General features: G+C 67.1%; 30 protein-coding genes and 1 pseudogene. 26 read left to right on the plus strand and 5 right to left on the minus strand.

Features of this window, described 5'->3' with window-relative positions:
• Position 1: 1 nt before the first annotated feature.
• From ACZ68L_RS35190 to ACZ68L_RS35230, 9 genes are all read left to right on the plus strand, one after another.
• Positions 2 to 127 (plus strand): phosphatase domain-containing protein, encoded by a 126-nt coding sequence (locus ACZ68L_RS35190; RefSeq protein ID WP_469585684.1) that lies wholly within the window; start codon positions 2 to 4, stop codon positions 125 to 127.
• Positions 128 to 339: 212 nt separating this feature from the next.
• A complete protein-coding gene (locus tag ACZ68L_RS35195; RefSeq protein WP_469585541.1) occupies positions 340 to 702 on the plus strand; it encodes a hypothetical protein in 363 nt (120 codons plus the stop codon).
• A 17-nt stretch (positions 703 to 719) separates the two neighbouring features.
• Positions 720 to 1,142, plus strand: a complete 423-nt coding sequence (locus ACZ68L_RS35200) for a hypothetical protein (protein WP_469585544.1) — start codon at positions 720 to 722, stop codon at positions 1,140 to 1,142.
• Positions 1,143 to 1,405: 263 nt separating this feature from the next.
• Complete coding sequence (locus ACZ68L_RS35205; protein ID WP_469585547.1) at positions 1,406 to 1,735, plus strand: hypothetical protein; 330 nt, start codon at positions 1,406 to 1,408, stop codon at positions 1,733 to 1,735.
• 58 nt (positions 1,736 to 1,793) lie between these two features.
• A complete protein-coding gene (locus tag ACZ68L_RS35210) occupies positions 1,794 to 2,876 on the plus strand; it encodes an AAA family ATPase (RefSeq protein WP_469585550.1) in 1,083 nt (360 codons plus the stop codon).
• Positions 2,877 to 2,955: 79 nt separating this feature from the next.
• Complete coding sequence (locus ACZ68L_RS35215) at positions 2,956 to 3,570, plus strand: hypothetical protein (protein ID WP_469585553.1); 615 nt, start codon at positions 2,956 to 2,958, stop codon at positions 3,568 to 3,570.
• Between the two features lie 5 nt (positions 3,571 to 3,575).
• Positions 3,576 to 3,944 carry an HNH endonuclease gene (locus tag ACZ68L_RS35220; RefSeq protein WP_469585556.1) on the plus strand — a complete coding sequence of 123 codons (369 nt, stop codon included), beginning with the start codon at positions 3,576 to 3,578 and terminating at the stop codon, positions 3,942 to 3,944.
• Positions 3,941 to 4,531 (plus strand): hypothetical protein, encoded by a 591-nt coding sequence (locus ACZ68L_RS35225; RefSeq protein WP_469585558.1) that lies wholly within the window; start codon positions 3,941 to 3,943, stop codon positions 4,529 to 4,531. The genes ACZ68L_RS35220 and ACZ68L_RS35225 overlap by 4 nt, the downstream gene beginning before the upstream one ends.
• Before the next feature lie 42 nt (positions 4,532 to 4,573).
• Positions 4,574 to 4,927, plus strand: coding sequence for a hypothetical protein (locus tag ACZ68L_RS35230; protein ID WP_469585560.1), 354 nt, complete (start codon positions 4,574 to 4,576; stop codon positions 4,925 to 4,927).
• Here ACZ68L_RS35230 and ACZ68L_RS35235 read toward each other — a convergent pair.
• Positions 4,912 to 5,814, minus strand: coding sequence for an IS5 family transposase (locus tag ACZ68L_RS35235; RefSeq protein WP_469585563.1), 903 nt, complete (start codon positions 5,812 to 5,814; stop codon positions 4,912 to 4,914). The two genes, ACZ68L_RS35230 and ACZ68L_RS35235, sit on opposite strands and share 16 nt — an antisense overlap.
• A 5-nt stretch (positions 5,815 to 5,819) precedes the next feature.
• On the opposite strand from ACZ68L_RS35235, the gene ACZ68L_RS35240 reads away from it, so the two are divergent.
• The 17 genes and pseudogenes from ACZ68L_RS35240 to ACZ68L_RS35320 all read left to right on the plus strand — a co-directional run bounded on the left by ACZ68L_RS35240 (position 5,820) and on the right by ACZ68L_RS35320 (position 12,902).
• Positions 5,820 to 6,335, plus strand: a complete 516-nt coding sequence (locus ACZ68L_RS35240; RefSeq protein WP_469585565.1) for a hypothetical protein — start codon at positions 5,820 to 5,822, stop codon at positions 6,333 to 6,335.
• The gene (locus ACZ68L_RS35245; protein WP_469585566.1) at positions 6,332 to 6,619 is read left to right on the plus strand and encodes a hypothetical protein; all 288 of its coding nucleotides are present in this window, start codon (positions 6,332 to 6,334) and stop codon (positions 6,617 to 6,619) included. The genes ACZ68L_RS35240 and ACZ68L_RS35245 overlap by 4 nt, the downstream gene beginning before the upstream one ends.
• Entirely contained in the window at positions 6,616 to 6,918 is a 303-nt protein-coding gene (locus ACZ68L_RS35250) for a hypothetical protein (protein ID WP_469585568.1), read from the plus strand. The genes ACZ68L_RS35245 and ACZ68L_RS35250 overlap by 4 nt, the downstream gene beginning before the upstream one ends.
• The gene (locus tag ACZ68L_RS35255; protein WP_469585570.1) at positions 6,911 to 7,141 is read left to right on the plus strand and encodes a hypothetical protein; all 231 of its coding nucleotides are present in this window, start codon (positions 6,911 to 6,913) and stop codon (positions 7,139 to 7,141) included. Before ACZ68L_RS35250 ends, ACZ68L_RS35255 begins: the two co-directional genes overlap by 8 nt.
• A 2-nt stretch (positions 7,142 to 7,143) precedes the next feature.
• Positions 7,144 to 7,329, plus strand: a complete 186-nt coding sequence (locus ACZ68L_RS35260; RefSeq protein WP_469585573.1) for a hypothetical protein — start codon at positions 7,144 to 7,146, stop codon at positions 7,327 to 7,329.
• Positions 7,326 to 7,943, plus strand: coding sequence for a hypothetical protein (locus ACZ68L_RS35265; RefSeq protein ID WP_469585574.1), 618 nt, complete (start codon positions 7,326 to 7,328; stop codon positions 7,941 to 7,943). Before ACZ68L_RS35260 ends, ACZ68L_RS35265 begins: the two co-directional genes overlap by 4 nt.
• Before the next feature lie 84 nt (positions 7,944 to 8,027).
• A complete protein-coding gene (locus tag ACZ68L_RS35270) occupies positions 8,028 to 8,159 on the plus strand; it encodes a hypothetical protein (protein WP_469585576.1) in 132 nt (43 codons plus the stop codon).
• Between the two features lie 34 nt (positions 8,160 to 8,193).
• Positions 8,194 to 8,316: a hypothetical protein gene (locus tag ACZ68L_RS35275; RefSeq protein ID WP_469585578.1), complete on the plus strand. Its 123-nt coding sequence runs from the start codon at positions 8,194 to 8,196 to the stop codon at positions 8,314 to 8,316.
• 97 nt (positions 8,317 to 8,413) lie between these two features.
• A pseudogene (locus ACZ68L_RS35280) lies at positions 8,414 to 8,707 on the plus strand (DUF4326 domain-containing protein); the annotation flags it as partial.
• Positions 8,704 to 9,201, plus strand: coding sequence for a hypothetical protein (locus ACZ68L_RS35285; protein WP_469585580.1), 498 nt, complete (start codon positions 8,704 to 8,706; stop codon positions 9,199 to 9,201). The pseudogene ACZ68L_RS35280 and the gene ACZ68L_RS35285, both read left to right, overlap by 4 nt.
• Positions 9,191 to 10,075: a hypothetical protein gene (locus ACZ68L_RS35290; protein ID WP_469585582.1), complete on the plus strand. Its 885-nt coding sequence runs from the start codon at positions 9,191 to 9,193 to the stop codon at positions 10,073 to 10,075. Before ACZ68L_RS35285 ends, ACZ68L_RS35290 begins: the two co-directional genes overlap by 11 nt.
• Positions 10,072 to 10,743 (plus strand): hypothetical protein, encoded by a 672-nt coding sequence (locus tag ACZ68L_RS35295; protein WP_469585584.1) that lies wholly within the window; start codon positions 10,072 to 10,074, stop codon positions 10,741 to 10,743. The genes ACZ68L_RS35290 and ACZ68L_RS35295 overlap by 4 nt, the downstream gene beginning before the upstream one ends.
• Positions 10,740 to 10,949, plus strand: coding sequence for a hypothetical protein (locus ACZ68L_RS35300; RefSeq protein WP_469585587.1), 210 nt, complete (start codon positions 10,740 to 10,742; stop codon positions 10,947 to 10,949). Before ACZ68L_RS35295 ends, ACZ68L_RS35300 begins: the two co-directional genes overlap by 4 nt.
• 6 nt (positions 10,950 to 10,955) lie before the next feature.
• Entirely contained in the window at positions 10,956 to 11,450 is a 495-nt protein-coding gene (locus ACZ68L_RS35305; protein ID WP_469585589.1) for a hypothetical protein, read from the plus strand.
• A 206-nt stretch (positions 11,451 to 11,656) separates the two neighbouring features.
• Positions 11,657 to 11,884 (plus strand): phosphatase domain-containing protein, encoded by a 228-nt coding sequence (locus tag ACZ68L_RS35310; RefSeq protein WP_469585592.1) that lies wholly within the window; start codon positions 11,657 to 11,659, stop codon positions 11,882 to 11,884.
• A gap of 141 nt (positions 11,885 to 12,025) precedes the next feature.
• Positions 12,026 to 12,403, plus strand: a complete 378-nt coding sequence (locus tag ACZ68L_RS35315; protein WP_469585594.1) for a hypothetical protein — start codon at positions 12,026 to 12,028, stop codon at positions 12,401 to 12,403.
• A complete protein-coding gene (locus ACZ68L_RS35320; protein ID WP_469585596.1) occupies positions 12,393 to 12,902 on the plus strand; it encodes a hypothetical protein in 510 nt (169 codons plus the stop codon). The genes ACZ68L_RS35315 and ACZ68L_RS35320 overlap by 11 nt, the downstream gene beginning before the upstream one ends.
• Before the next feature lie 479 nt (positions 12,903 to 13,381).
• Here ACZ68L_RS35320 and ACZ68L_RS35325 read toward each other — a convergent pair whose 3' ends face one another.
• From ACZ68L_RS35325 to ACZ68L_RS35340, 4 genes are all read right to left on the minus strand, one after another.
• The gene (locus ACZ68L_RS35325; protein ID WP_469585598.1) at positions 13,382 to 13,765 is read right to left on the minus strand and encodes an HU family DNA-binding protein; all 384 of its coding nucleotides are present in this window, start codon (positions 13,763 to 13,765) and stop codon (positions 13,382 to 13,384) included.
• A 133-nt stretch (positions 13,766 to 13,898) separates the two neighbouring features.
• Positions 13,899 to 14,264, minus strand: coding sequence for a hypothetical protein (locus ACZ68L_RS35330; protein ID WP_469585601.1), 366 nt, complete (start codon positions 14,262 to 14,264; stop codon positions 13,899 to 13,901).
• A 41-nt stretch (positions 14,265 to 14,305) separates the two neighbouring features.
• Positions 14,306 to 16,042 (minus strand): hypothetical protein, encoded by a 1,737-nt coding sequence (locus ACZ68L_RS35335; RefSeq protein WP_469585604.1) that lies wholly within the window; start codon positions 16,040 to 16,042, stop codon positions 14,306 to 14,308.
• 1 nt (position 16,043) lies between these two features.
• Complete coding sequence (locus ACZ68L_RS35340; RefSeq protein WP_469585606.1) at positions 16,044 to 21,575, minus strand: hypothetical protein; 5,532 nt, start codon at positions 21,573 to 21,575, stop codon at positions 16,044 to 16,046.

Consider the following 21,575-nt stretch of genomic DNA (forward strand, 5'->3'; position numbering starts at 1 on the left):
AATCTTTGACGCCCACGTACGCGACACCTACAACGTCACCTGCGTACTCGACGATCGCACTCAGGTCGTCCAGGCGTGGAGGGCCATCGGGCTGACCGTCCTTCAGGTCGCCGACGGCGACTTCTGACGCCGCCACGCCGTCTCACGGTGCCCAGAGGCGATGGCCCCGCGAAGGGACGCGATTGCCGGGGCGGGACGGGTCCCGTACGGATTCCCCATGCCGTGCACCGACTCGCTTCCCGTCCCGCGACCGCGCACCGACTCGCTTCGGCAGCCCGTCCAACCCGCGGACCGCCCCGTCACCCGCAGCAGACGGCACTGCCCGAAAGGAGCTCCCGCATGGGTGCCTACGACTTCACCCACTCCGGTACCGGCAGGGACACCGAGCAGGGGTTCGCGGCCGTCAGGGCGCAAGCGTGCAGGGAGTTCGGGCACCGCGGCTACACCTGGACGATCGCCGAGAAGGACGACTTCGTCCTGGTGGCGGACAGCCCTCTGATCCCGGACGCCGCCGAGGAGTACGCGGTGCACCTTCTGAACACCGACCGACGACGAGCGGATCCGAGACAATCAGGGGCTGGCCGGTGCGATCCCGGTCAGCGACGGCACACGGCTGTTCGTGAGCTACGCCGCCTCCTGACCCCCGGCCCGCCGCCGCGGCGAACCGCCCCGGCAGCACCCCGCCAGGACCGCCCCTTGTGATGGAGAGGGAGCAGGACATGAAGCAGACGGCCGACAGCCCCTGCGTGCCCGCGTCGTTCACGCCCCCACTGCGTGCGGAGCGGTACGACGAGCTGGTCCAGTACAACGATGCGGGGACAGCCAAGCCGCCGCAGCGGACGTTCGAGAAGGTGTGGCAGGGGCAGTGCGGCCCGGACTTCACCATCGAGGACGGGGAGGGCAACCACCGCGTCCGTCCCGTCCGGCTGCGTATCCGCTGGTTCCAGGACGGTGCTGCCGCGCCCCGCTGGAACAGCATCGAGGTGACGGGCCACGTGGTCCTGCCCGACGAGAGCCTGGACCGCCTTCCCGTCCGGAAGATCTGGACCCGCCACCACGCCGAGCTGGGCCAGGTACCCGACTGGTTCCTCCAGTTCGTCAGCGCCAACCCCCCGGCGCCGCGGACCGTCCCGGAGAGCTGACGCACAACCCACCCCGCCCGCCTCTCGGCCGCCGCGCCGCTCGGCCGCCGCCCGCGCTCTGATCAACGCTGGCGAGGTGGCCGGCGCATGTGCGTCGGCATCCTCACGGACTCCGATGTTCTGGCCGACATCATCACGGCCACCAGGGCCGCCCAGATCCGCGATCTCCACAACGCCTACATCACGCAGCGGCAGAGCAACCTCCAGGAGCTCTGCGCCACCCCGGACGAGGTCGTCAACGCCCTCGCCAAGCTCTGCCGCGAGTGGGACCTCCAGCTCTATGCGAGCACCACCGCGAAGAAGAGCGCGGCCCCAAGACGCTCTACTCGGTCGTCACCAAGTACGAACCCGGCCAGACGGTCGCCGAGCACTTCCCTGACCGCATGGCCCGCACAGCCAGCCTCATCAAGCGCGCCGAGCACTCCCTCACCTCGCCCGGCCACATCCCCATGACCGTGCTGGCCGACGAGCAGCGATTGGCCGCGCTTGTCGCAACACTCCTGATGCCGGCCACCGTCACCCTCACCAAGTCCACGCTCAATGAGAACGAGGGCGTCTACCGGCCGGAAAGCAGCGTGCTTCCGATCCGCTGAGTGCCGCTGCCCCGCTGCCATCTCCACCCACTTACTCCTGCGAAAGCGAGAAGTCTTCATGCCCGCATCCACGATCGTCGCTTCCGGCGGGGAGTTCCGCCTCTACGGGGACTCCGTGCAGACCTTCGCTGATCTGCCCGTGGCCACCTACACGATCTCCTTCTCCCAGATGGCCGGCTACAGCCTGCGCCAGACGGAGCCGCTGGCATCCGCCGAAGAGACCGTCTACGGCAGCCACGCCTCCCGTGTACAGCGGATCGTCACCGGCTACTCCGCCATGGAGCGCTCGCTCGGCGTCATCCTCTCCGGCGACAAGGGCATGGGCAAGAGCCTCATGCTCCGCCTGCTTGCCGAGCGTATGCGCGAGGAGCACCACCTGCCCACCGTGCTCGTGCAGCACGACACGCCGGGGCTGGCCGCCTTCCTCGACGAGCTGGGCGAAGTAGTCGTCGTCTTCGACGAGTTCGAAAAGATCTTCTCCAACGAGGACGACGAATCGCAGAACCAGTTCCTGAGCCTGTTCGATGGGCTGAGCACGACGAAGCGCCTCTACGTCCTGTCGGTCAACGAGCTGCACCGTGTCAACGACTACATGCTCAACCGCCCCGGCCGCTTCCACTACCACATGCGCTTCGCCTACCCCGAGCCCGACACGGTCGCCACCTACCTGCACGACCAGGTGCCCGGAGTGGCCGAGAAGCAGGTGGCCGAGATCGTCGACTTCTCCCGGAAGTACGACATCAACTTCGACCACCTGCGGGCGATCGCCTTCGAGCTGCGCCTGGGCGAGTCGTTCGCTGAGGTGATCGGTGACCTGAACATCAAGCGCAGCGAGCACGCCGGCTCGCGGATCGAGGCCCACATCACCTGGAAGAACGGCGACACCGACGTCCTCGATGGCCGTGTCGATCTGTTCAACAGCGACAGCCTGCAGACCATCAACGACTGGGACACCGGCACCAGGCTGCAGTTCAGCATGCGCGACGCCGTCCCGTCCGAAGACGGCTACGTGCTCCCGGATGGTGCCTTCACGCTCACCGACCTCCGTGACGAGGAGGACAAGTCGCCCGACGACAAGAGGGACCTGAGCGCCGCCTCGGTGACCCTGCGCCGTCCCCCGAAGTACTCCATCGACTTCTGAGGACGCATCTCATGTGAACCGCCGAGGAGCCACTCCGGTCTCCTCGGCGGTTCGCTGTCTGGGCCCTTCACCTCTTCCCGTGCAGAAAGCAGGACTGACCGTGCCCAAGTACCGCGTCGTCTCCGATCCCAGACCCGAAGCTGAACACCGTGAGCCCCGAGGGGCCGGTCTTCGCCACAACAAGGCCCGTCTCGTCACGGCCATCGAAGCCGGGAACTTGCCCGCGGCCGTGGCAAAAGCCGCTGACGTTCTCGTCGGCGAGCACCTCGGCCGCCGGATCGTCTCTGTTGAGGAGATCCACCCCGGCGTCGCCTTCTCTGACGAAGAGATCACCCGTGCCCTGACGAGAGCCGTCCCCTTCGACGACGCCGGCGATCCGCTGATCGACCCCGGGGAGTTCGAGGACATGACCTCCCCGCTCGTCGAGTCAGACGTGTTCGCCTCCATCGTCAAGCTGGTCGTTCACGGGCTCCGCGAGTCGGGACTCGTGCCCGGCCTGGATATCTCCGTGCTCCTCACGCGACCACTCGTCGACCCCTACGCGATGATCGAGATCCATGACGACGCCCGCGACGTCTACCTCTCACGAGGCACTAAAGTCCGCCGGCTCACCGATGACCGTGAAGCCACTGGCTGGGACGGCGTTCTCGCCGTCGCACGTGAGCTGATCTCGTTCAGCAACGGGCTGCACTGACAGCCATGCTGCCGGACCCGACGCTCTTGCTTGCCTGCCTGGCCGTCGCCGCGCTCGGCATCCTGTGCCTCGCCGCCGGTGTGGGCCGGCGGCGGCGCTGGCGTGATCCCACCCGGCTCTTCAGCTGGCCCCAGAAGCAACAGCTCATCCGCCAGGCCAACGGCCGGTGCGAGCACAAGCCGCCCCTCTGGTTCCGATGCCCGGCACCAGGGACAGAAGCGGATCACATACACCCCTGGAGCCGCGGCGGGGCGACCGAGCTGTGGAACGGCCAGCTGCTCTGCCGTGGGCACAACCGGCGCAAATCCGACATCATCCCCAGTCCGATCTATCGCTGGAGGCTCATACGCCGCCGGAAGAGGTATTCGCCATGAACGCACACGACATCACGTCCGAGAAGAGCGCTGAGCTTCTGCCCGAGCAGCGCTTCAACCAGCTGAAAGACCGGCTCAGCGCCGCCACCGGCTCGCCGGGCCTGACCTCGTTCCATGGCGGCAAGGTCCACATGACGCTGGGGGAGTGGGAGCGGCTGATCTGCCGGATCGAGGCGGCCGACACTGCGTTCGCTGCACAGACCGCCGAGATGCACGCCCGGGAGCTCCATCACTTCGAGGAGGAGCAGATCCCCGCCGGCCTCCGGGCTGTCGTCGAGAAGGCCCTCACCGTACCGACCATCGGCGGCAGTGCTCTGCGAACGACCCGCACGATCCTCAGCGAACGCCTCGACGGCTCCGCCGATTCGAAGGCCTACTTCCAGGAGCGCATCAGGGATGCCGTGAGCCAGGCCGCCAACGACGTGAGCGACCTCGCACCTGAGAACGAGCAGGTCCGTGACGCAGCCAACCTCATCGACAGCGCCGCGCAGTACTACCTGCAGAACCCTGTCGCAACTCTGCGTCAGGCGATTCAGGCCAGCTACGACCAGGACGTCGACGACGTCCTCAGCTGGATCCAGGACTGATCAGACCCGCAGTCCCCCTCATCACCGAAGGAGTAGATCACCATGGGCGCGAGCATGCTCACCGCCACCATCGCTTTCCCGGCCGCCCGCACCGAGCCGCCGAACTTCGACCGCGGCCGTCAGCTGCTCGAAGAGGTCACAGACGCCTCGCTCTTCAGCTTCGATGAGCCCAAGGACGAGCTGACGGAGCTGCTGCCGGATCTGGACGACGAGTCCGACCTCGTCGACAAGGACGGCGAAGTGCTCATCGAGTACGCCCGGCGTACCGGTCTCGCCATCATCGGCAACCTCGAAATGGCCCTCGACTCCCGAGAGACGACCTTCCTCACCATCGCCGACTACAGGATCTACATCTCAGAGCCTGTCGGGTGGCCGGTTGATTACGCTGCGATGTAGTCCTCGACGGTGTGGGCTCGTGCGGTCTTGCGGTGGGATTCATGGCTCCACCGCAAGGACTGCCCGGCGAGCCGGACGAGCATCAAGCGGATCATTGCCACCTTGATCATGGCCTCGGAGGTTGCGGTCAGCCGTTCGTAGTCGCGGGCCAGCCGACGGTTTCGGACCAGCCAGCCGAAACTTCGCTCCACCACCCAGCGGCGGGGCAGGACCTTGAAGCCCTTGACGTCGTCGGTCCGCTTCACGATCTCGACAACGATGTTCAACGCATCCCGGGCCCATGAAAGAAGCTTGGAATCAACGGAGTTGGCGTATCCGCCGTCGGCCCACACCAGACTGACCGTGCGGAATCCCTTCGCGAGACGGGCCAGGACGATGCGGCCTCCGGCCCGGTCCTGCACGGACGCGGAGGTGACCGCGACGACCAGCAGCAGGCCCATCGTGTCCACGATCACGTGTCTCTTCCGCCCTGTCGTTCGCTTGCCCGCATCGAACCCACGCGCCTCGCCGCCCTCGCTGGTCTTGATCGACTGGGCGTCGATCACGGCGGCCGACGGTTCGGGATCGCGTCCGGCCCCGACCCGGACCTGGCGGCGGAGCTCGCCGTGGACGCGGTCCCAGGTGCCGTCCCGGCGCCACTTGGTGAACCAGCGGTGGGCCGCGTCCCAGGGCATCAGATCGCGCGGAAGCATCCGCCACTGGCAGCCCGACCGCAGCACGTAGAACACCGAGTCGAGCACCAACCGGTCTCCGTACTTGCGCATCCCGCCGCCTTTTCGCAGGTCACGCGCGGGAAGGAGCGGCTGGATGATCTCCCACATCTCATCGGTCAGGCTGGACGGATAGCATGGGCCGCTGACGGCCTCGGAGTTGTCGCACTGGCACACACCACGTGATCATTCCGGGGCCGTCGCCATGCCCGGAAGGCAGATCACGACCGTCACGCATCACGCATGATCAGCCACCCGACAGGCTCTCAGGCGGACTCTCCAACGGCGACAGCCCCACGGATGCGACCAGCGCGATCTGGAACGCCTACAAGTTGCCCGAGAGCGTGCTGGTGGCCATGGGCTTCATCCCGGACCACGAGTTGCCGCTCTCGCGCGCGAACGGCAGCGGGGACCACACGCCCCTCACCGACACCGACGTAGTCGACGCGATCGCGCTCGGCCTTGGCACCTCGCCGGACTGGCCTGGTGAACACACCCTCGCATGGATCGCCGACACCATCGGCAAGGTGCGCAACCACCCCGGAGGTCGCGATCCCCGCGAATACCAGGCCGAGTTCACCGAGAAGCACGCCGTCGATCCGCTCGACGACAGCTTCCTGGCCATGTACGTCGACGGGGATCCCCACCTCTCGGCTGGCCACCGCGATGTCTCGGTAGCTGGAGAGGAGGCGTCGTGACGTGCTTCTCGCTCCTCCGGCTGCTCGCCCAAGCCTTCCTGAGCGGCGTGGCTGGAGCCCTGGTCGTGACCGGCATCTGGCTCGTGGCCGCGGGCGAGACACCGTCGCCGATGACGGGCCTGGTGTGCGCGCAGATCGTGACCACTGCGTGGTCGCTCGTCCAGGCCGCCCGCTTCCGGCGCAAGTGGCAAGCAGTCCTCGCCTCCTACAACAAGCCTGCCCTGGGCGAAGGGATCGACATCCCGCACCGGCCGCCAGCCGACAACGAGGAGGGCAACCGGTGAACGCCGAGCAGTGGAACGCCCTGTACCCGATCGGTACGCCGGTGGTCGCGTACCCCGGTGTCCGCCTGGAGGACCCGCTCGCGGTCGCGGTCCGGAAGCGGCAGGCGGACGGTCGTTTCGTGGAAGAGGCCGACGCGGACCTGTGCCGCGCCCTGACGACCGTCACGCGTACTCCGGCCTGGACGCTCGGCCACGGCGCCCCCGTGGTGTCCGTCGAGGGCTACACGGGCGGCATCCACCTCACCCACATTGACGTGATCGTGGAAGCCCCGTCCGAGGTAGCGGTGGCTCGTGGCTGACTTCACGTTCGAGACGGTCACCCGCAGTGTGCACCGCTGGATCATTCCCGCCCCCGAACCTTGGGGCGCCGCAGCGGAGGAGATCAGCAAAGCGTGGGCCGTGGCCGCCGACGCCTACCGGGAGACGTGCGAGCTCGCCAGTACAGAGCCGATCCCCGGAGATGCCCTCCGCTTCCACGTCCGCGACGACGCCATCGTCATCGAATACGCCACCGAGGAGTGAGCATGACCGAGCGAATCGACATCAAGCCCGCACGACCGCACGGCCCTCTGCGGCCGCTGCGCGACTCGTCGTTCTGGGACGCCGGCATGGGTGGCATCTTCACCTGCTACTGCATCGTGCTGGCCCTGAGGTCCTACCGAGGGCACCAGGCCCAGCAGATCGAGGCGTCTGAGGTGATGCCGGCATGAGCCGCCGTCCGGCCCAGGAACCAGCGATCGACGCGGAGGACGGCGGTGAGATCCACCCCGCCTTTGGCGTCGCGGTTGTCACGCGACGGAGCGGAGGGGGTCGTTCGCTGTTCCAGTCCGACCTGCTCCACAACGAGACCGTCTCGCTCTCCGTCCGCGAGGCCGTACGCAAGCGTGACCTCAACCACGACTGGGTCCATCCGGGCCGGGAGCTCGTCGAGATCGAGATGAGCCTCGCGCAGTGGGGCTCGCTCGTGTCCTCCATGGGTCTCGGCAGTGGCGTGCCGGTGACCATCCGGAGTACTGAGCGCGACGCCTTCCTGCCCGAGATCCCGCATCAGCCCCGCACCGCCGAGAACCTGCGGGAGGTCCGGGAGGCCACCGACCGGATGTACGCCCGCGTCAAGACCGCCACAGCGGCACTGCACGAAGCAATCCACGAGAAGAAGGGCGTGAGAGCCACCAAGGAAGCGCTCAACGCACTGGAGAACGCTGTCGCGGGCGCGGGCAACAACGCCCAGTTCACCGTCGACTCGCTCGTGGAGGCCGGTGAGCAGTCGTCGCCCAGGTCCGCGCCGACATCGAGGCCCACGCCTTGGAGGTTGTCCGGCTGACCGGTGCCGAGCCCTCCATCGAAGCCTCGTCACTCGATGCCCCAGCGTTGTCGGGGCCCGCTACCAGCCGAGAGGAGCCCACTGATGCCTGAACTCACCGCCCCCGACGAGCTGTTCGACGCCGACTTCGTCGCCTCCGACGAGCACAGCCTGGTCGACCGCCACAACTGGATCATCGTGGACGGCCAGCTCGTCCACGCTCCCGTCGTCAGCTGAAGCACCGATCTCGACCAGGAGAGGCACACCAGTTATGAACGCACTCACGACTACCGAGACGCCATACAAGGCCCGGGCCGTCATCGTCGACATCGACGGAATGATGGCCAAGCATGTGTTCGACGACGGCACGCTACTGCGGGGCCATCACGACTAACGCCGGGTGATCTGGAACCTGCCCAACCCGCCCGTCATCGACACGGTGCACGTGCTGCGCGGCGCCGGCCACAGCGCACCCCGGCGGACGCGGCAGCCGCTGGGGCAATCCCTACAAGGTCGTCGGACACGCCCTCCACCACACCGTCATCAACCCCGACGGCGGCATCATCTACACCGCCGACAACCCGACCGACGCCCGCCGTGTGGCCGTCGACTGGTACCGCGCGTGGTTCTCCAGCCAGCCCGGCCTCGCCACCGCCGCGCGCCGGGAACTGGCCGGCCGCGACCTTTCCTGCTGGTGTCCGCTCCCCGAACCCGGCGACCCCGACCAATGTCACGCGCGCGTGCTCATGGAGTACACAGCCCACCCCGAGAGGGTCACCCGATGACCACCCTGAACTTCCAGCCCGCCGACGAACCGGTCTCCGAGAACCCGGACTTCGACGACACCGGATGCCAGTGCGCGCCCGGCGACAACCAGTACCTCCTTGAGATCGAAGAAGGACAGGCCGTCCTCGTCCACGCTGCCTGCGGGAAGCAGCCCCCGCATGGCTGGGGCGACTGGCAGGACCTCGTCTACATGAACCCGATCCCCGTCACCATCGACTGGGAACGCAACTGCGACGGATCCCTCTGGCACGGCGACCACATGTGCGACTGCGGCTCCTCGGTGCAGGTCACTGCCACCAGTGCAGTTTCGGGCCCCTCTGACGGCGCGCACATGCGCCGTGCGCTGAGTGCGGGCACCCGAAGGATGCACACCAGCCTGGCGACGACCCCGTCACCCCGGGCACCTGCGCCACCTGCGAGACAGAGGCCGACGACAGCGAAGCCCGCCACGACTACGAGCACGCCACCGAGAGGACCGCCCCGTGATCCATGAAGAGCGCGTACCGCTCACCGAGCTGACGGAAGACGACCTCGAGGGCTTGTACGCCCGCATCGACGCCTACACCAATGCCCCGTCCCTGCGGACCTGCTTCTTCCCCGGCTGCCTACGCCAGTACGACGCCTTCTCCTGCATGGCTGGCGACCCGCCCCCACGCCCCGAGTGGTCCGGGAAGGGCTGGGCCACCCTGGGTACCGGCAGCATCGTAAGCGGTGGTGGCCACGTCTGTCCCGACCACAAGGACGTCGTCACCGCGCACCTGCCGCAGCGTCTCCAGCTCCCCAACGACCGGTGGAGCGCTGCCTGCCCATGCGGCTGGACGGCACCGCCCGTGCGCTACTACGCGCTCCTGCGCGTCCTGTGGGAGGAGCACCTCCTCACCGAGACCGGCAAGCTCCCGGCCGCGCCCCCGCAGACGGGCCCCGAGCACCGCATCCCCCTCGCCGAGCACACCGAGGCGACGCTCGCCGAGCTGTACGACCGGCTGTGGGACGCCGAAGCCGACCGGGAGGAGACCCGAGAGACCGCCCGAGCCTGCATGCTTGGCTACACGGCCGCCGTCCCCGCCCTCCTGGGCGCGCGAACCTCCCTTGAGGCGCTGCGCAGCCGTATCACCACCGACTCCCGAGACTGGGCCGCCGACAAGCTGGATGCCTGGCTGTGGGCCGTCCTCGTCGGCTGGAACTGCGAGAACCCTGACGAGGGGCACATTCACGACGACGACTGCGCCGGAGACCAAGGCCTGTGGGACATCGCCCGCGAGCACGGGATTCCCACCGACCAGACCATCCGTGCCGGACAACTGCGGTGGTGGGTAGCCAACGCCATCAAGGTGGCCGAGCAGATCAAGGAGGCCAACTCTCAGTGACCGAGCAGACGCCAGAGGAACAGCTGGAGCGCTGGCGGAGCGAACTCGCCCGCGTCCTCAAAGCCGCACCCGACCTGCCCTGGCCGAACCTCATCGACTGGGCTGAAGAAGCGGAACACTTCGCCTCCAAGGCCTGCACCAAGTCCGGTCGGGCACGCCTGGCCGGGCTGGACGACCGTGTCACCGAGATGGAAGCGGACATCGCACGGCTCACCCGCGAACTGGAGCAGGCCCGCCAAGCCAAGCTGGCCGACGCCGAGCCCCAACTGGCCGCCATGGAGAAGCTCGCCGCCGCGTGGCAGAAGGAAGCCGAACGCGCCCGCAAAGACCTCGCCGACCAGGCCTACCCGGACGACTCCATCGAGTTCGTTGTCTGGTCGGCCCTGGACCGCCCCTTGGACCAAGTCGACATCTCCGCCGTCATCAAGACCCTCCGCAAGTGCCGCTTCCTCGCCGTCGAGGCCCTGCACGTCTGCGCTGGCACCTGGGAGGACGCGAAGAAGCGCGTCACGGAACTCCACACGCCCGTTCAGCACATGGGACAGACCTGGTGCGGCGAGTGCTCCGTATGCCGCCGTACAGGCCCGAAGACGGAGGAATGGGTAGCGTTCATCCCGCACCCCTGCCCGACGCTCGACGCCATCGAGGGGAAGGAGAACGAGCGGTGACCGAGACGGCTGTGCGCGACCGCCTGGACGCCCTACAGACCAATCTGTCCAAGCCGACTCCAGCGCCACTCGCCGGCCAAGAGACCATCAGCGTTGCCACGATCGGGCACCACGCGTACGAGGGCCCCGGAGCCTGCCAGGCGGAGGACTTCGGAGTCCCGTGCGGACAGCACCGCGACGCACACCAGCACATCGAGGGAGACTGACCATTCATGACCGACCAGCCGACCCGAGAGCAGCGCCTGGCCGACCAGCTCGCCCGCGAGTACGACTACTGCTCCCTGGACGAACCGGAGAAGGAAGACCCTGAGCGGGCCCAAGAACATCGGGACGCGGCCGCAGCCCTCGCCACATGGATCGAGGAGCGCCCCCGCGAGGAACGCCGGGAAGCCTTCACCCGCGGCTACGAGAAGGGCAGGGAACGCCAGAAGGTCCGTACAGCGGCCGACATGCGCCGCCTGGAAGCCGAGGTCGCCGAGCTACGGCAGGACCGCGACCCAGACGGTCTACGCGCCCGTATCCGGAACCTCGAGTACGCCCTGGAAGGCTGGGACCGGTTCATGACCGGCCGTATACGGGCTGGGGCGGCCCCGGACTGGAAGGAACAGGCCGCGGTGTACCTGGCCAAGCTGGTGGAGGCGCGGCGGGAGCTGGCCGTGCTGAAGGGCGTTCAGCCGTCCAACGCGACCAGGGAACTCCACTCCTGACGGTCAGGCCGCGGGCTACTCGGGCGCGCTGTCGTCGACCAGCCGGTCCGGGGACTGCCCCACCGGTACGCCAACCCCGCCAGCATCATCCTCTGCCCGGGTCGGCCCGAGCACGACGACCGGGGCTACAGCGTCCGCGGTGCGACCCAAGGCCGGCTAAGCCAGCACCTGGGGGGAGCGGACGGAGGATGCTCCGCTGCTGATGCGTGGCCAGGGGGACATATGCCCCGATCACCGCCGTCAAGCGCGAACTGTTCAACACCCACATCCGTGACCTCTACGACGTCCGCCTGGCCCTGGACGGCCGTGACCGAGTGGTGGCCCTGTGGCGCTCTCTCTGCATCGTCTGCCTGCAGGTCGACGACGGAGACTTCTGGGCTGCGACCGTGCAGCCACCCAGGCTCGTGTCTTCGGCTCCGCACCGCGCGGGCTGAGGGCACGGGCCTGTTCTTTTCTCCTCGCCTGTCCTAGCTCTCAGAGACGGAGCGATCCACCATTTGATTCCCTATCGACTCGGCAAACTCGGTCGTATGCGAGTCGATGACAATCTAATCTCGACTGATTAGGCTGAAGCTATGACTCACAACGACAAGACCGCCGACACCGACCTCCCGAAGTTCTCCGTCAACGTCGTCCCGACCAACCGGCTCAGGTGCGAGGACCTCGGCACGATGCTGAACCTCTATCGCCGCGGGGAGAACACGCCGCTGATCTTCGGCGACAACAACAAGCCCGAAGCCGTGATCATCCCCTTTGCCGCCTTCATGCGCCTCATGAAGTACGACCACGCGACCCATGTCCGCAAAGAGACGGCGTTCCAGACCGAACTCTCCCGCCGTATCGAGGAGTCTGACGCCTCCGGCGAGCCGGGCATGACCTTGGAAGAACTCGGTGACGAGCTCGGAGGACCGGCCCAGTCGATAATCCGCAGGGTGCTCGACGATGGCGAATAGTCTCCGGATCAAGGTCCATCTGAGTCCTGGGGGTCGCGCCGACCTTCAGCAGCTCAATCAGCGAGCCCTCAAGAACCCGCACGGGAAGGAGGAGGCGCTGCTGGAAGCGACCATCGTGATGCTGCACCGGCTGAACGGGCGTCGCCATCCGACGAAGCCGCTCGACTGCAACCCGCACTTCGCCGATCTCTCCGACTGCGACACGACCTACATCGGAGCCGATCCCTACGAGAAACCGCCGCTGCGGATCGTCTCCCGGGACATCAGACCGAACCGCCCTGACGGGATCACCCGCCGCGAGATCGTCGCGATCGGCGCTCGGCAGGACAGTAAGGTGTATCGAATCGCCGGCCAGCGTTTAGGTCGCCCCATAGGCGTCACCCTCGCCGAGCTGGCTGCACAGCGTGAACCGATCGCGGATCCCTCACGATCTCAGCAGCGCTCGACCAGCAGCTTCGAAACGCCTTCCTCGGATGAGCCTGACCTCCTGATCGAGTGAATGATTCTGTTCATCAGCCAGGCCCTCTCGCAGAATGGAAGCAACGACGATTCGATAAGAGCGAGATGATGAGGATATGCGGCTACAGTCCAGTGATTCAGGCAGTTGCTCCTGATGCTGAACCCCAGTCCAGCGCAGGCGGCGAATCGCCGTCGGCGGATCATCCTTCGTTCCGCACCCCTCGTGCGACCCAATATCGGACTGGCGATCGCGCTCGGCATGGCCTACGGAATCCTCCATGTCGTCTTCCACGCTGATCTGCTTGCTCCGGTGTATGGGCTGGACCAACTCGCCGCTGGGATGGGAACACCTTCGCGCCGGGGCCGGCGTACTCCTCGTCCCGGTCATCGTGCTCATTCTGATCTTCGCATCGCCGACGACTGAGCCTTGCGCCTGGGCTCGTCCCGCCATGAGAGAACCAACCCCCGTGATGCGCAAGCATCACGGGGGTTCTCTTTTTTCTGCTGGCCCCTCGTTGCCTACGACGCGGCCCGCTGCTCGCGATCCTCAATGACGTTCTCGAACTCGTCCGCATCCTCGATCATCCCGTAGGTCTCCGGTGCGATCTCGTCCCCGTCGCCTCCGAGCCGGCGGTTGAAGCTGCTCGACGCGGAGAACTTCAGCACCACGTAGTCGTCGACGTTGCTCTTGCCGAAGCGCACCTTGTGACCCTTGTGGTCCTGTCGGTAGAAGCGGCCGAAGCTCGTGAGCACGACCGTCTCTCCGCAACTGACCGCCCCCGTGAGTTCACCGAGCAACGACTTGTACACCTTGTTCACCACTCGGACCGGCAACTCGCTGCGAGTCGCGACCCGAGAAATGAACTCGCGCTTACTGACACGCGGATTCGTCGTCGTCTCCATACCCACACCCTGTCCTGTCGTCCTTCATGCCGCGGTTTCGCTTAGAAACCAGTCTATCGAAGATAGTTACGAGTCGAGAAGGAGGGGAGGGCTTATCGAATAACGCTCGCTTCGCTTGTCGTGGCCCATTCGACTAGAGCTCCAGATCCGGCTCGATCTCCTCCCGGTCGTCCTTGGGCTCGTAGTCGACCGACTCGATGATGTTCCGCGTGTTCGGGTCGCGGCGCTGGTTCACGATCTTGTCGTGGGACTCTTCGAACCGCTGCTGCGCCGCCACGCGGTGGGCCGCGTCGAGCTTCGCGCCGATGTTGCGCTCCCCGAACTCCATCATCGAGCCCAGCAATGACTTCGTGCCCTGCTTGGTCGCGTTGATGTTCGGCTTGTTCTGCGCTCGCTGCTGCTCCCATCGGCTCCGGTCCTCCGGCGTGACGTAGCCGAACATCTGCGCGAGACGCGATCCGAACCTGATCTGCTGTCCCTCATTCTGTTCCTGGCTCATGGCCCTTCCTCCTGCTCCTTGTTCGTGTTCTCGGATCGCCCTCAGGCGGGCTGGTAGTCCTCGGAATCGGCCTCAGCGTTCGGGCCGTCGTTCTGCGGGCCGGCCTCCCGCTCGGACGACGGGCCCGTGGGGCGCGACCGCGGCTTGAGCCGCTGCTCCTCGAAGAAGGCACCCGGGTCGTCGACCGCCGTCTGCAACGTCTGATGCCAGTTCTCCCCGAGGCTCCGCTTCAACTCGGCCTCCAGATCCGGGTACTTCTCGTTCACGGCCTCCATCGCGTCGACGTAGGCATTGGAGTAGACCCGCTGCTGCTCTTCAGACGAGAGGCCATCGATGTCCATGCTCGCGATCATCACCTCGGACTGGTCCAGGCGATGCTGGAGCATGTCGGGCAGCCCGCTGGTGTCCAGACCCTGCTTCTGTGCCGCGAAGCCGACCAGGTAACCCAGCATGTTGCCCCCGTAGTCCTCCTCGTCATCGCGGCCCAGCGCGTCGAGCATCGAGGTCTTCATCGTCTCGGCGAGCTGCACCTGATGAGCATCGGCGTCCATGGGCCGGCGCAGCGTGAACATCCCGTCCTTGGGCAGGCGCTGGCCGAGCTGGTCGTCGAACTCCCCACTCCAGACCGTGCGGACCTTCTCCGAGCCTGCGATCCGTTCCTCGTGCGCGGAGGCCTTGACGATCCGGCCGTGGGCCACGCCGTTGAACATCGTGCGCAGTTCGGGCTCGTATTCCATCCGTTCGCCGATGATCATCCGCGCACGCTGAACGACCTCCTGACGCTCCAAGCCGTCTTCGCTCATCTGCTCGTGCAGCCGCTTGCGCATCGCCTGGTAGCTGTCACGGATCAAGCCAGCATCCGCGCCCGGCTCACGCATCTTCCAGAAGGCATTCTCCATGAGCGCGACCTCGGTCATGGCCGCCGAGTCTGGGGTGTACATCTCGCGGTGGCCCCGCTTGCGATGCTGCATGGCGTCGAAGCGTTTCTGCCACTTCTTCGTCAGATGGTCAAGCGGATCGGTGCTGCCAATGAGGCGCTCACGCCTGGCCTCGCTTGGCACGTCCTTGAAGATCCGCTGCCGGTGCGCGATGCCGCTCTCGGCAGAAGCGACCATGCCGTGGGTCCGGGTGTCGATGCGTTCCTGGATCTTGTCCTTGAGGGGCTGAAGGTAGCTGTCCATCTCCTTCTTGAAGTCCGGGGCGAGCATCCGCATCGCCATCACCATCCCGACGGCCTGGACGACCGAGTTGGCATTGACTCCGCGCGAGAGCGGCTTGAGACACGACTGCATCATCATCTGCATGTAGACGTGGTGCATGACGCCGAGCTCCTGCGTCCGCTCCTCGTCATTGAAACCGGGCACCAGCAACTTCGAGTCCCGCAGCGAGGCCATGTACTTCTCGCCGGCCAGCCGCGTCTCCGCCCGGAGCTTGAGCAGCTGTTCGCGCTGGTCCAGGCCCTCGCTCTCATTCTCAGTCAGGTCGATGTCGATCCGGTAATCCGCATCCCGATCGGCCATCCGCTCCCGGGTCTTCTGGCCGAAGAACCCACGGGTGCGGTCCCGGAGCCGCTCGCGCCATGCCCGCGAGGCGTCATCCTCCGATCCCGGTTCGTCGATCACCTCGGCGTCAATCGGCTCGTCGGAACGCGAGTCCCAGTAGGCATAGGCGCCGCCCTTCGGCTCGTCGGCCTGCTGCCGATGGTCGTCCACCGGAAGCTCCTTGGTCGCCCGCCGGCGGCCCGCAGGCCCCGCGCTGAGGTCCTTGCGCTGTGCCATCTCAGTACCCCATCTCGTAGTCGTCGTTGCCCCGCTGTTCGATCTCGATGCTCGGCGTGTAGACCGGGTGCGACGCGCCCACGCCCACGGCATGCGCCGAGCGACGGTGCGAACCGCGGGTGCGGTCCTGGAAAATCACGTCGGGCTTGACCACCGAGTCGTCGACAGCGATCACGGCGCTGTCCAGGCTGTGCGCCTCGGCGGAGCCCAGCTGATCGAGCTGCCGGCAGATCTCTGCCCGGGCCTTCCGGGTCCCGGAGGAGGCGAACTGCGCGTTCTTCTCGCCGTCGTAGACGCTCTCGCGGTTCTTGGCCGCCTGCACGAGCGCCTCGAAGTCACCGCCGTAGGCCATGCGGTCCATCACGGTGCCGGCCAGCGACGGGTCCTCTTCCAGGTTGCGGATGAGCCCGGTCTTCGGGTCTTCCAGAGCACTGGCCACGCGGGCCACGTAGTCAGGGTTGACCGTGACACCGAAGCCCTCCTTGGACTCGTAGAACTCAATGAACTGCTTCTCCCACTCCTCAGCCGTGGCCTGGACGGGCTCACCGTCGAGCAGTGGCGTGCGCCACTGGCCCGGTCCGACGTGCTCGATGCTGCGGCCCCTCCAGAGATCGCGGCCGGGGCCCTGGAGCATCGCGTACTTGTGCCGGGCCTCGGCGGCGTCGTGCTTGGCCTGCAGGATCGACTGGGTGACCGGGTAGGTGACCTCCAGGACGGCCTTGAGGTCCTCGCCGCGCAGCGCGCGTACGGCCCGCTGGCTGAACGATCCGCCCAGGCCGGTGCCGTGGGCCTTGATCGCCGTGGCGAACATCGAGGCTTCCTGGTCTGCCTGCGTGATGCCGGGTGTGCCGTGTGCATCGCCCAGGTTGCGGGCGTAGTCGCCGAGCTTCTTCTCGCTCCCCTTGGCGCCGGTCTCGACGCAGACCTCGCGCACGCTCTTCAGGTGTGCCTCGCGATCCGAGAACGTCAGTGCCGCACCGAGCTCACCACGCTGCGCCTGGCGGTACAGCCCGCTCAGCTCCTCCGTCACGACCTGCTGGGCGAGCTTGATGTCTTCAGGCGACTCTGTGCCCGTGAGCGCCTGCAGCCTGATCCGGTTCGACTCGCTCCGCGAACTCTCCAGCTCCTCTGCCAGTCCGGTGTCCTTGGAGAGCGCGACCTGGGTGTCCAGCGACACCTGCATGGCCAGCGGGTGCGTGCCGTCGCCCTTGACCACTCCGGTGTCCAGCAGGTTGGCCGGCACCGAGAGCTTCGCCAGGGCCTCGGCCTTGGCGGCTTCGCTGTGCAGCTTCACCACGGCGACGGCGTCGCCGTCGAAGTCGCCGTCGAAGCAGGCGTCCATCACCGGGTTGATCGCGGCACCGGTGAGCCGGTCGTCGATCGCTACCCGCATGTAGCGCACGCCGGCGTCGCGGAGCACCGGGTCACGCCACACCAGCGCGTGGTCGCCCTCGGCCAGCCCCAGCTGCTCGGCCTTGACCGAGCTGAGCGCAATCTGGTCGACGTCCAGCCGCGGGTCGGAGGTCCACACCATCGTCGCCGAGTCGGTGAGCCGCGAGGCCATCAGCCCGGTCTTGAAGATGTTGTTCTTGCCTGTCAGCACCCGGTTCTGTACGTCGGTCGTGAGCGACTCGAAGGCGCGCTGAGCGCGCGAGACCAACTCACTCATACCCTGGCGCACCTCGGCGCGCTTCTCCGCGGACAGGCCCTGCCCGGCGAGCTGCTCTGCCATGTAGCGGTAGCGGCAGGCATCGACGAAGACGTCCTGGTAGCTGCGGGTGTGGTCGTGCGTGACGGAGGACCCGTCCTCGAACTCCTGGCCGCTGCGCAGATGCGAGGACATCACCGGCAGCTTCCACGAGCTCGCGCTCACCGTCTCGGTCTGTTCCCCGGTCGGATAGGTGAGCGGGAATGGGATCTCCATGTCGCCGCCGCGGTCGCCGATGAGGGCGCCGAAGGATTTGCGCATCGCCGTGGTGTTGAGTCCCGGGAGCTGGCCCGCCTTGCGCGGCTGGGTGCGCAGCAGCCCGGGCATCGGGATGAACCGGCGCTCGGGGCGCTCGTCGAGGCCTTCGGCCTGGCCGATCACCCGCAGTGTGCCGTCAGCCTCCATGTCCATGCCGGTCACCAGCAGGTACTCGCGCAGGTTCGATTCGGGTCCGCTGTTGTGGCCGTAGAACTCGCGCATGATCGCCAGGCAGTCCTGGGACTGCAGCGCCCAGGCCAGCTGGGAGGAGGCTTTACGGCCCTTTCCGGCACGCACCTGCTGGTCGTCGTAGATCTTCGTCTTCTCGTCGACGGCCATATGGGTGACCACGAAGCGCATCTCGCCCAGGGCACTCGGCCGCAGTCCCCCGTTGGGGGAGCGCAGGTCGGAGACGTTCCCGCTCATCAGCTCGCGCGCCGAGCCCGCGTTGCGCCGGGAGATCAGGCTGAACGGGCTCATCACCACGTCCAGGCCCGGGTTGGCCCGGAACCAGTTGACCTCCTCGACGACATCCTGCTCCTGCGCGTCCTGCAGCGGCATCTCCCAGTCGACGATCAGCGAGATCACGCCCTTGTTGCCGTGCAGATCCGAGATCTTGTCGCCCACGACGAGATCGCGCTCCCGGCCGCCGGCCCCGCGGATGCGGTGGCGCCCCGCGAACTCCTTCGACACCACGATCGGATCGTCGGCCGTCCAGCCGCCGAAGGTCATCAGGGCCGTCTTCGCGGGCGCGGTGACCTCAGAGGACTGCATGATCGTCGAGGCCGTCATCTGCTGGCGGTCGAACGGGTCGTACTGCAGCGTTTCGAGCTCGGGAAGAGCCATGAGCGGCGCACGCTGTCCGGCCACGCTCTCGTCGCCCGGCACGATCCGGCCGTCGGCGCCGACCCGGGCCTGAGCCGTCAGGTACCGCACGATGCCCTGGTTGGTCGCGCCCCCGGTCATCACCGGGTCGAAGTAGCCGCGGGGCGCGACGACGTTGTTCCGGTCCTTGCCGGTGAGCACCGTCATGTTCCGTCCGCCGGTGAGCCGCCAGGCGTCGAAGCGGTTGTCGTCAGCCGGGTCAGTCCGGTCGCGCTGGGCCCGGTACTCGGCGTAGATTGTCGAGCCTGCCTTGATCTCGTTGGAGTAGCGCACACGGCGCGCCTCGGTCTGCAGGATCGCGGCCGTCCACTCCTCCAGGTGCCCCTTGAGCTCGCCGGTGGACTCGTCGAGCCGGTACGTGGTGGCGCGCTCGATGAAGTCGACCGGGTGCTTCGTGCCGTACAGCTGTGAGTAGACCGCGTTGAGCGAGGAGGGCTCGCCGGTCTCGCTGCGTCCGGAGATGAGGTCGCCGGCGATCTGGTACTGGATGCGCTCGTGCATGAGCTGCTCGTAGCCGCGCAGGCGGGTGCGTTCCTCGACCGAGGTCGGGGCCTCGCCCGGAGCCTGGGCCGTGATCGTGGCCTCGTAGCCCGGCACGACCAGGGCGTTGCTCCCGCTGGCGAAGGCGGTGGTGACCTCGCCGTACTCGCCGATATCGAAGACCTGACCGATCTCACCCGAGACCGGGCTCCCCTTGCCGTCACGGCGCAGCTTCTCACCGCTCCAGCGGATGACGCCCTGTTCGTCGATCAGGATCTCGGAGACCGTCGCCGCGTTGCGCTCGATGCTGTCACGCACGGTGCCCCCGACGCGCCGCATGAACGCAGACTCGTGAGCGGCGATCGGTACGGAGCGCTCGGCGTTGAAGCGGACGAGCCGGTCCTTGAACCGGGTCGTCTGGAAGGTCGAGCCCATCACCTCGTCGGGGGAGATCCCGCAGCGACGTAGCGCCGAGGCGAGGTTGTCGAGGTTCGACCACTGCCCGGTGGGGCTGGTCATGTACCGTGCCACCCGGTCCGGGTTGAAGCGCTGGTCGACCCACTCGCCGTCGATGTGGTGGGGCTGGGCCTCCCAGGTCCCGATGAGCTCGAAGGGAACGTCATCGGCGTGCTGCCGGACCTTCTCGATGGCCGTGCCGCTGTAGACGAGGTTGCCCATCTCGGGCACCTCCCCAGGCTGCAGCTCGCCGATCGCCTCTAGGCGTTCCTGGTACATCTCTTCGGTCGCGCCCGGGCGCAGCAGGTCGCTGTTCGCGCCGGTGAGCACGTCCCAGTACGAGCGCTGAATCGCAGCGACCTCGGCGTCAGCCGAGTACTCCGGCGGCTCGATCGCATCCAGCTGTCCGCCGGTTCGCTCCAGCTCGTCCTCGGCACGAGCAATGAGGTACTCGACGCCAAGGGCTGCCTGTAGGTTCGCCCGAGCACTCTCGACGGCGGCCTTCGCATAGGCCTCGGCCGGCTCGGCGTCGATGAAGAAGGCCGGCAGCGAGCGGTTCTTCGCGTCCCGGCGCAGCATCACCTTCGCTCCGGGCCGGGGGCCGGACTCGCCGGGGGCCGTGTAGTCGCCGACCACGAACATCGACTCGCGGTCGACGTGGTAGCTGTCGGGCACATTCACCACCGTGCGGCTGCGGCTGCGCTCCTGGTGCGTCGTGCCGGTCTCGCCGGCGGCGTGCCCCGGCAGATCCGTGCGCTCGACGCGATGGCCCTGGGCGAAGCGCAGTAGCTGGACAGCTTCCCCCGGCGAGGGGGAGTAGACGGCCATGCTGCCGGGGACCCGGTAGTTCGTCGAGTAGCGCAGCACGGTGCCGTTGTCGTAGATCCGGGCTCCGGCGTACTCCTCCTGACGCGTGTCGATGAGGCGGATCTCCATGCCGGTCCCGGCGATCCTCGCCTTGATCTGGCCCGGCTCGCGGTCGCGCATCACCTCGTAGGACACACCCTGAGCTTTGAGCTCTTCGAGCAGTGCTGCCGAGCGCGCCACGGCGCGCTGGGACATGAAGCGGTTGCGGTCGACGTGGTTCGTCTGCGGGGTCCGGCCGCCGTCGATGACCCACTCGCGGACCTGGTCGTATTCCCGCTGGCTCATCTTGTCCATCAGCGCGGTGAGTCCGGCGGCGTCGTCGCTCGTCATCGCGCGGCCCGCCTCGAACGGCCTGCCATCGTCGTCGATGCGCCAGAGCACCATGTTTCCGCGCCGCGGGCCGGCCAGGGTCTCCACCTCACCGCCGGCCACGCGTCCGATCGTCTCGTCCGGCAGGTACACCAGCGCAGTCCCGGCGCGCTTCACTGTCGAGCGCTCGGACCAGTGGGGGTCGTAGGGGCTGATCGGCAGCCGGGCCGACTTCGGGTCCACCTGGGCACCGACACCGGTGACACGGGTGAACTCCCGCTGCGACTGCTGGTAGCGCTCGTTCTGTGCCGAATGGTCACCGAACTGCGGCTCGTAGTCGGCCACCTTCTCTGCGAACGCCTGGTCGATGGCAGTAAGGCAGTCCGTGACGCCGAGTCGCGGGTCGGCCAGTCCGGTGCCCCGCTGGCCCAGGATCGCATCGACCCGGGCGCGGATCGCCTTGGCTTGAGAGATCGGAATGACCTGCCCGGTCTGATCCCGGGCCTCCTCGACGGCCTTGTAGTAGACGTATTCGTAGAAGTACCTGCGCAGTCCGTGTGCCTTCTTCAT

The organism is Streptomyces sp. NPDC104309, assembly GCF_055584025.1.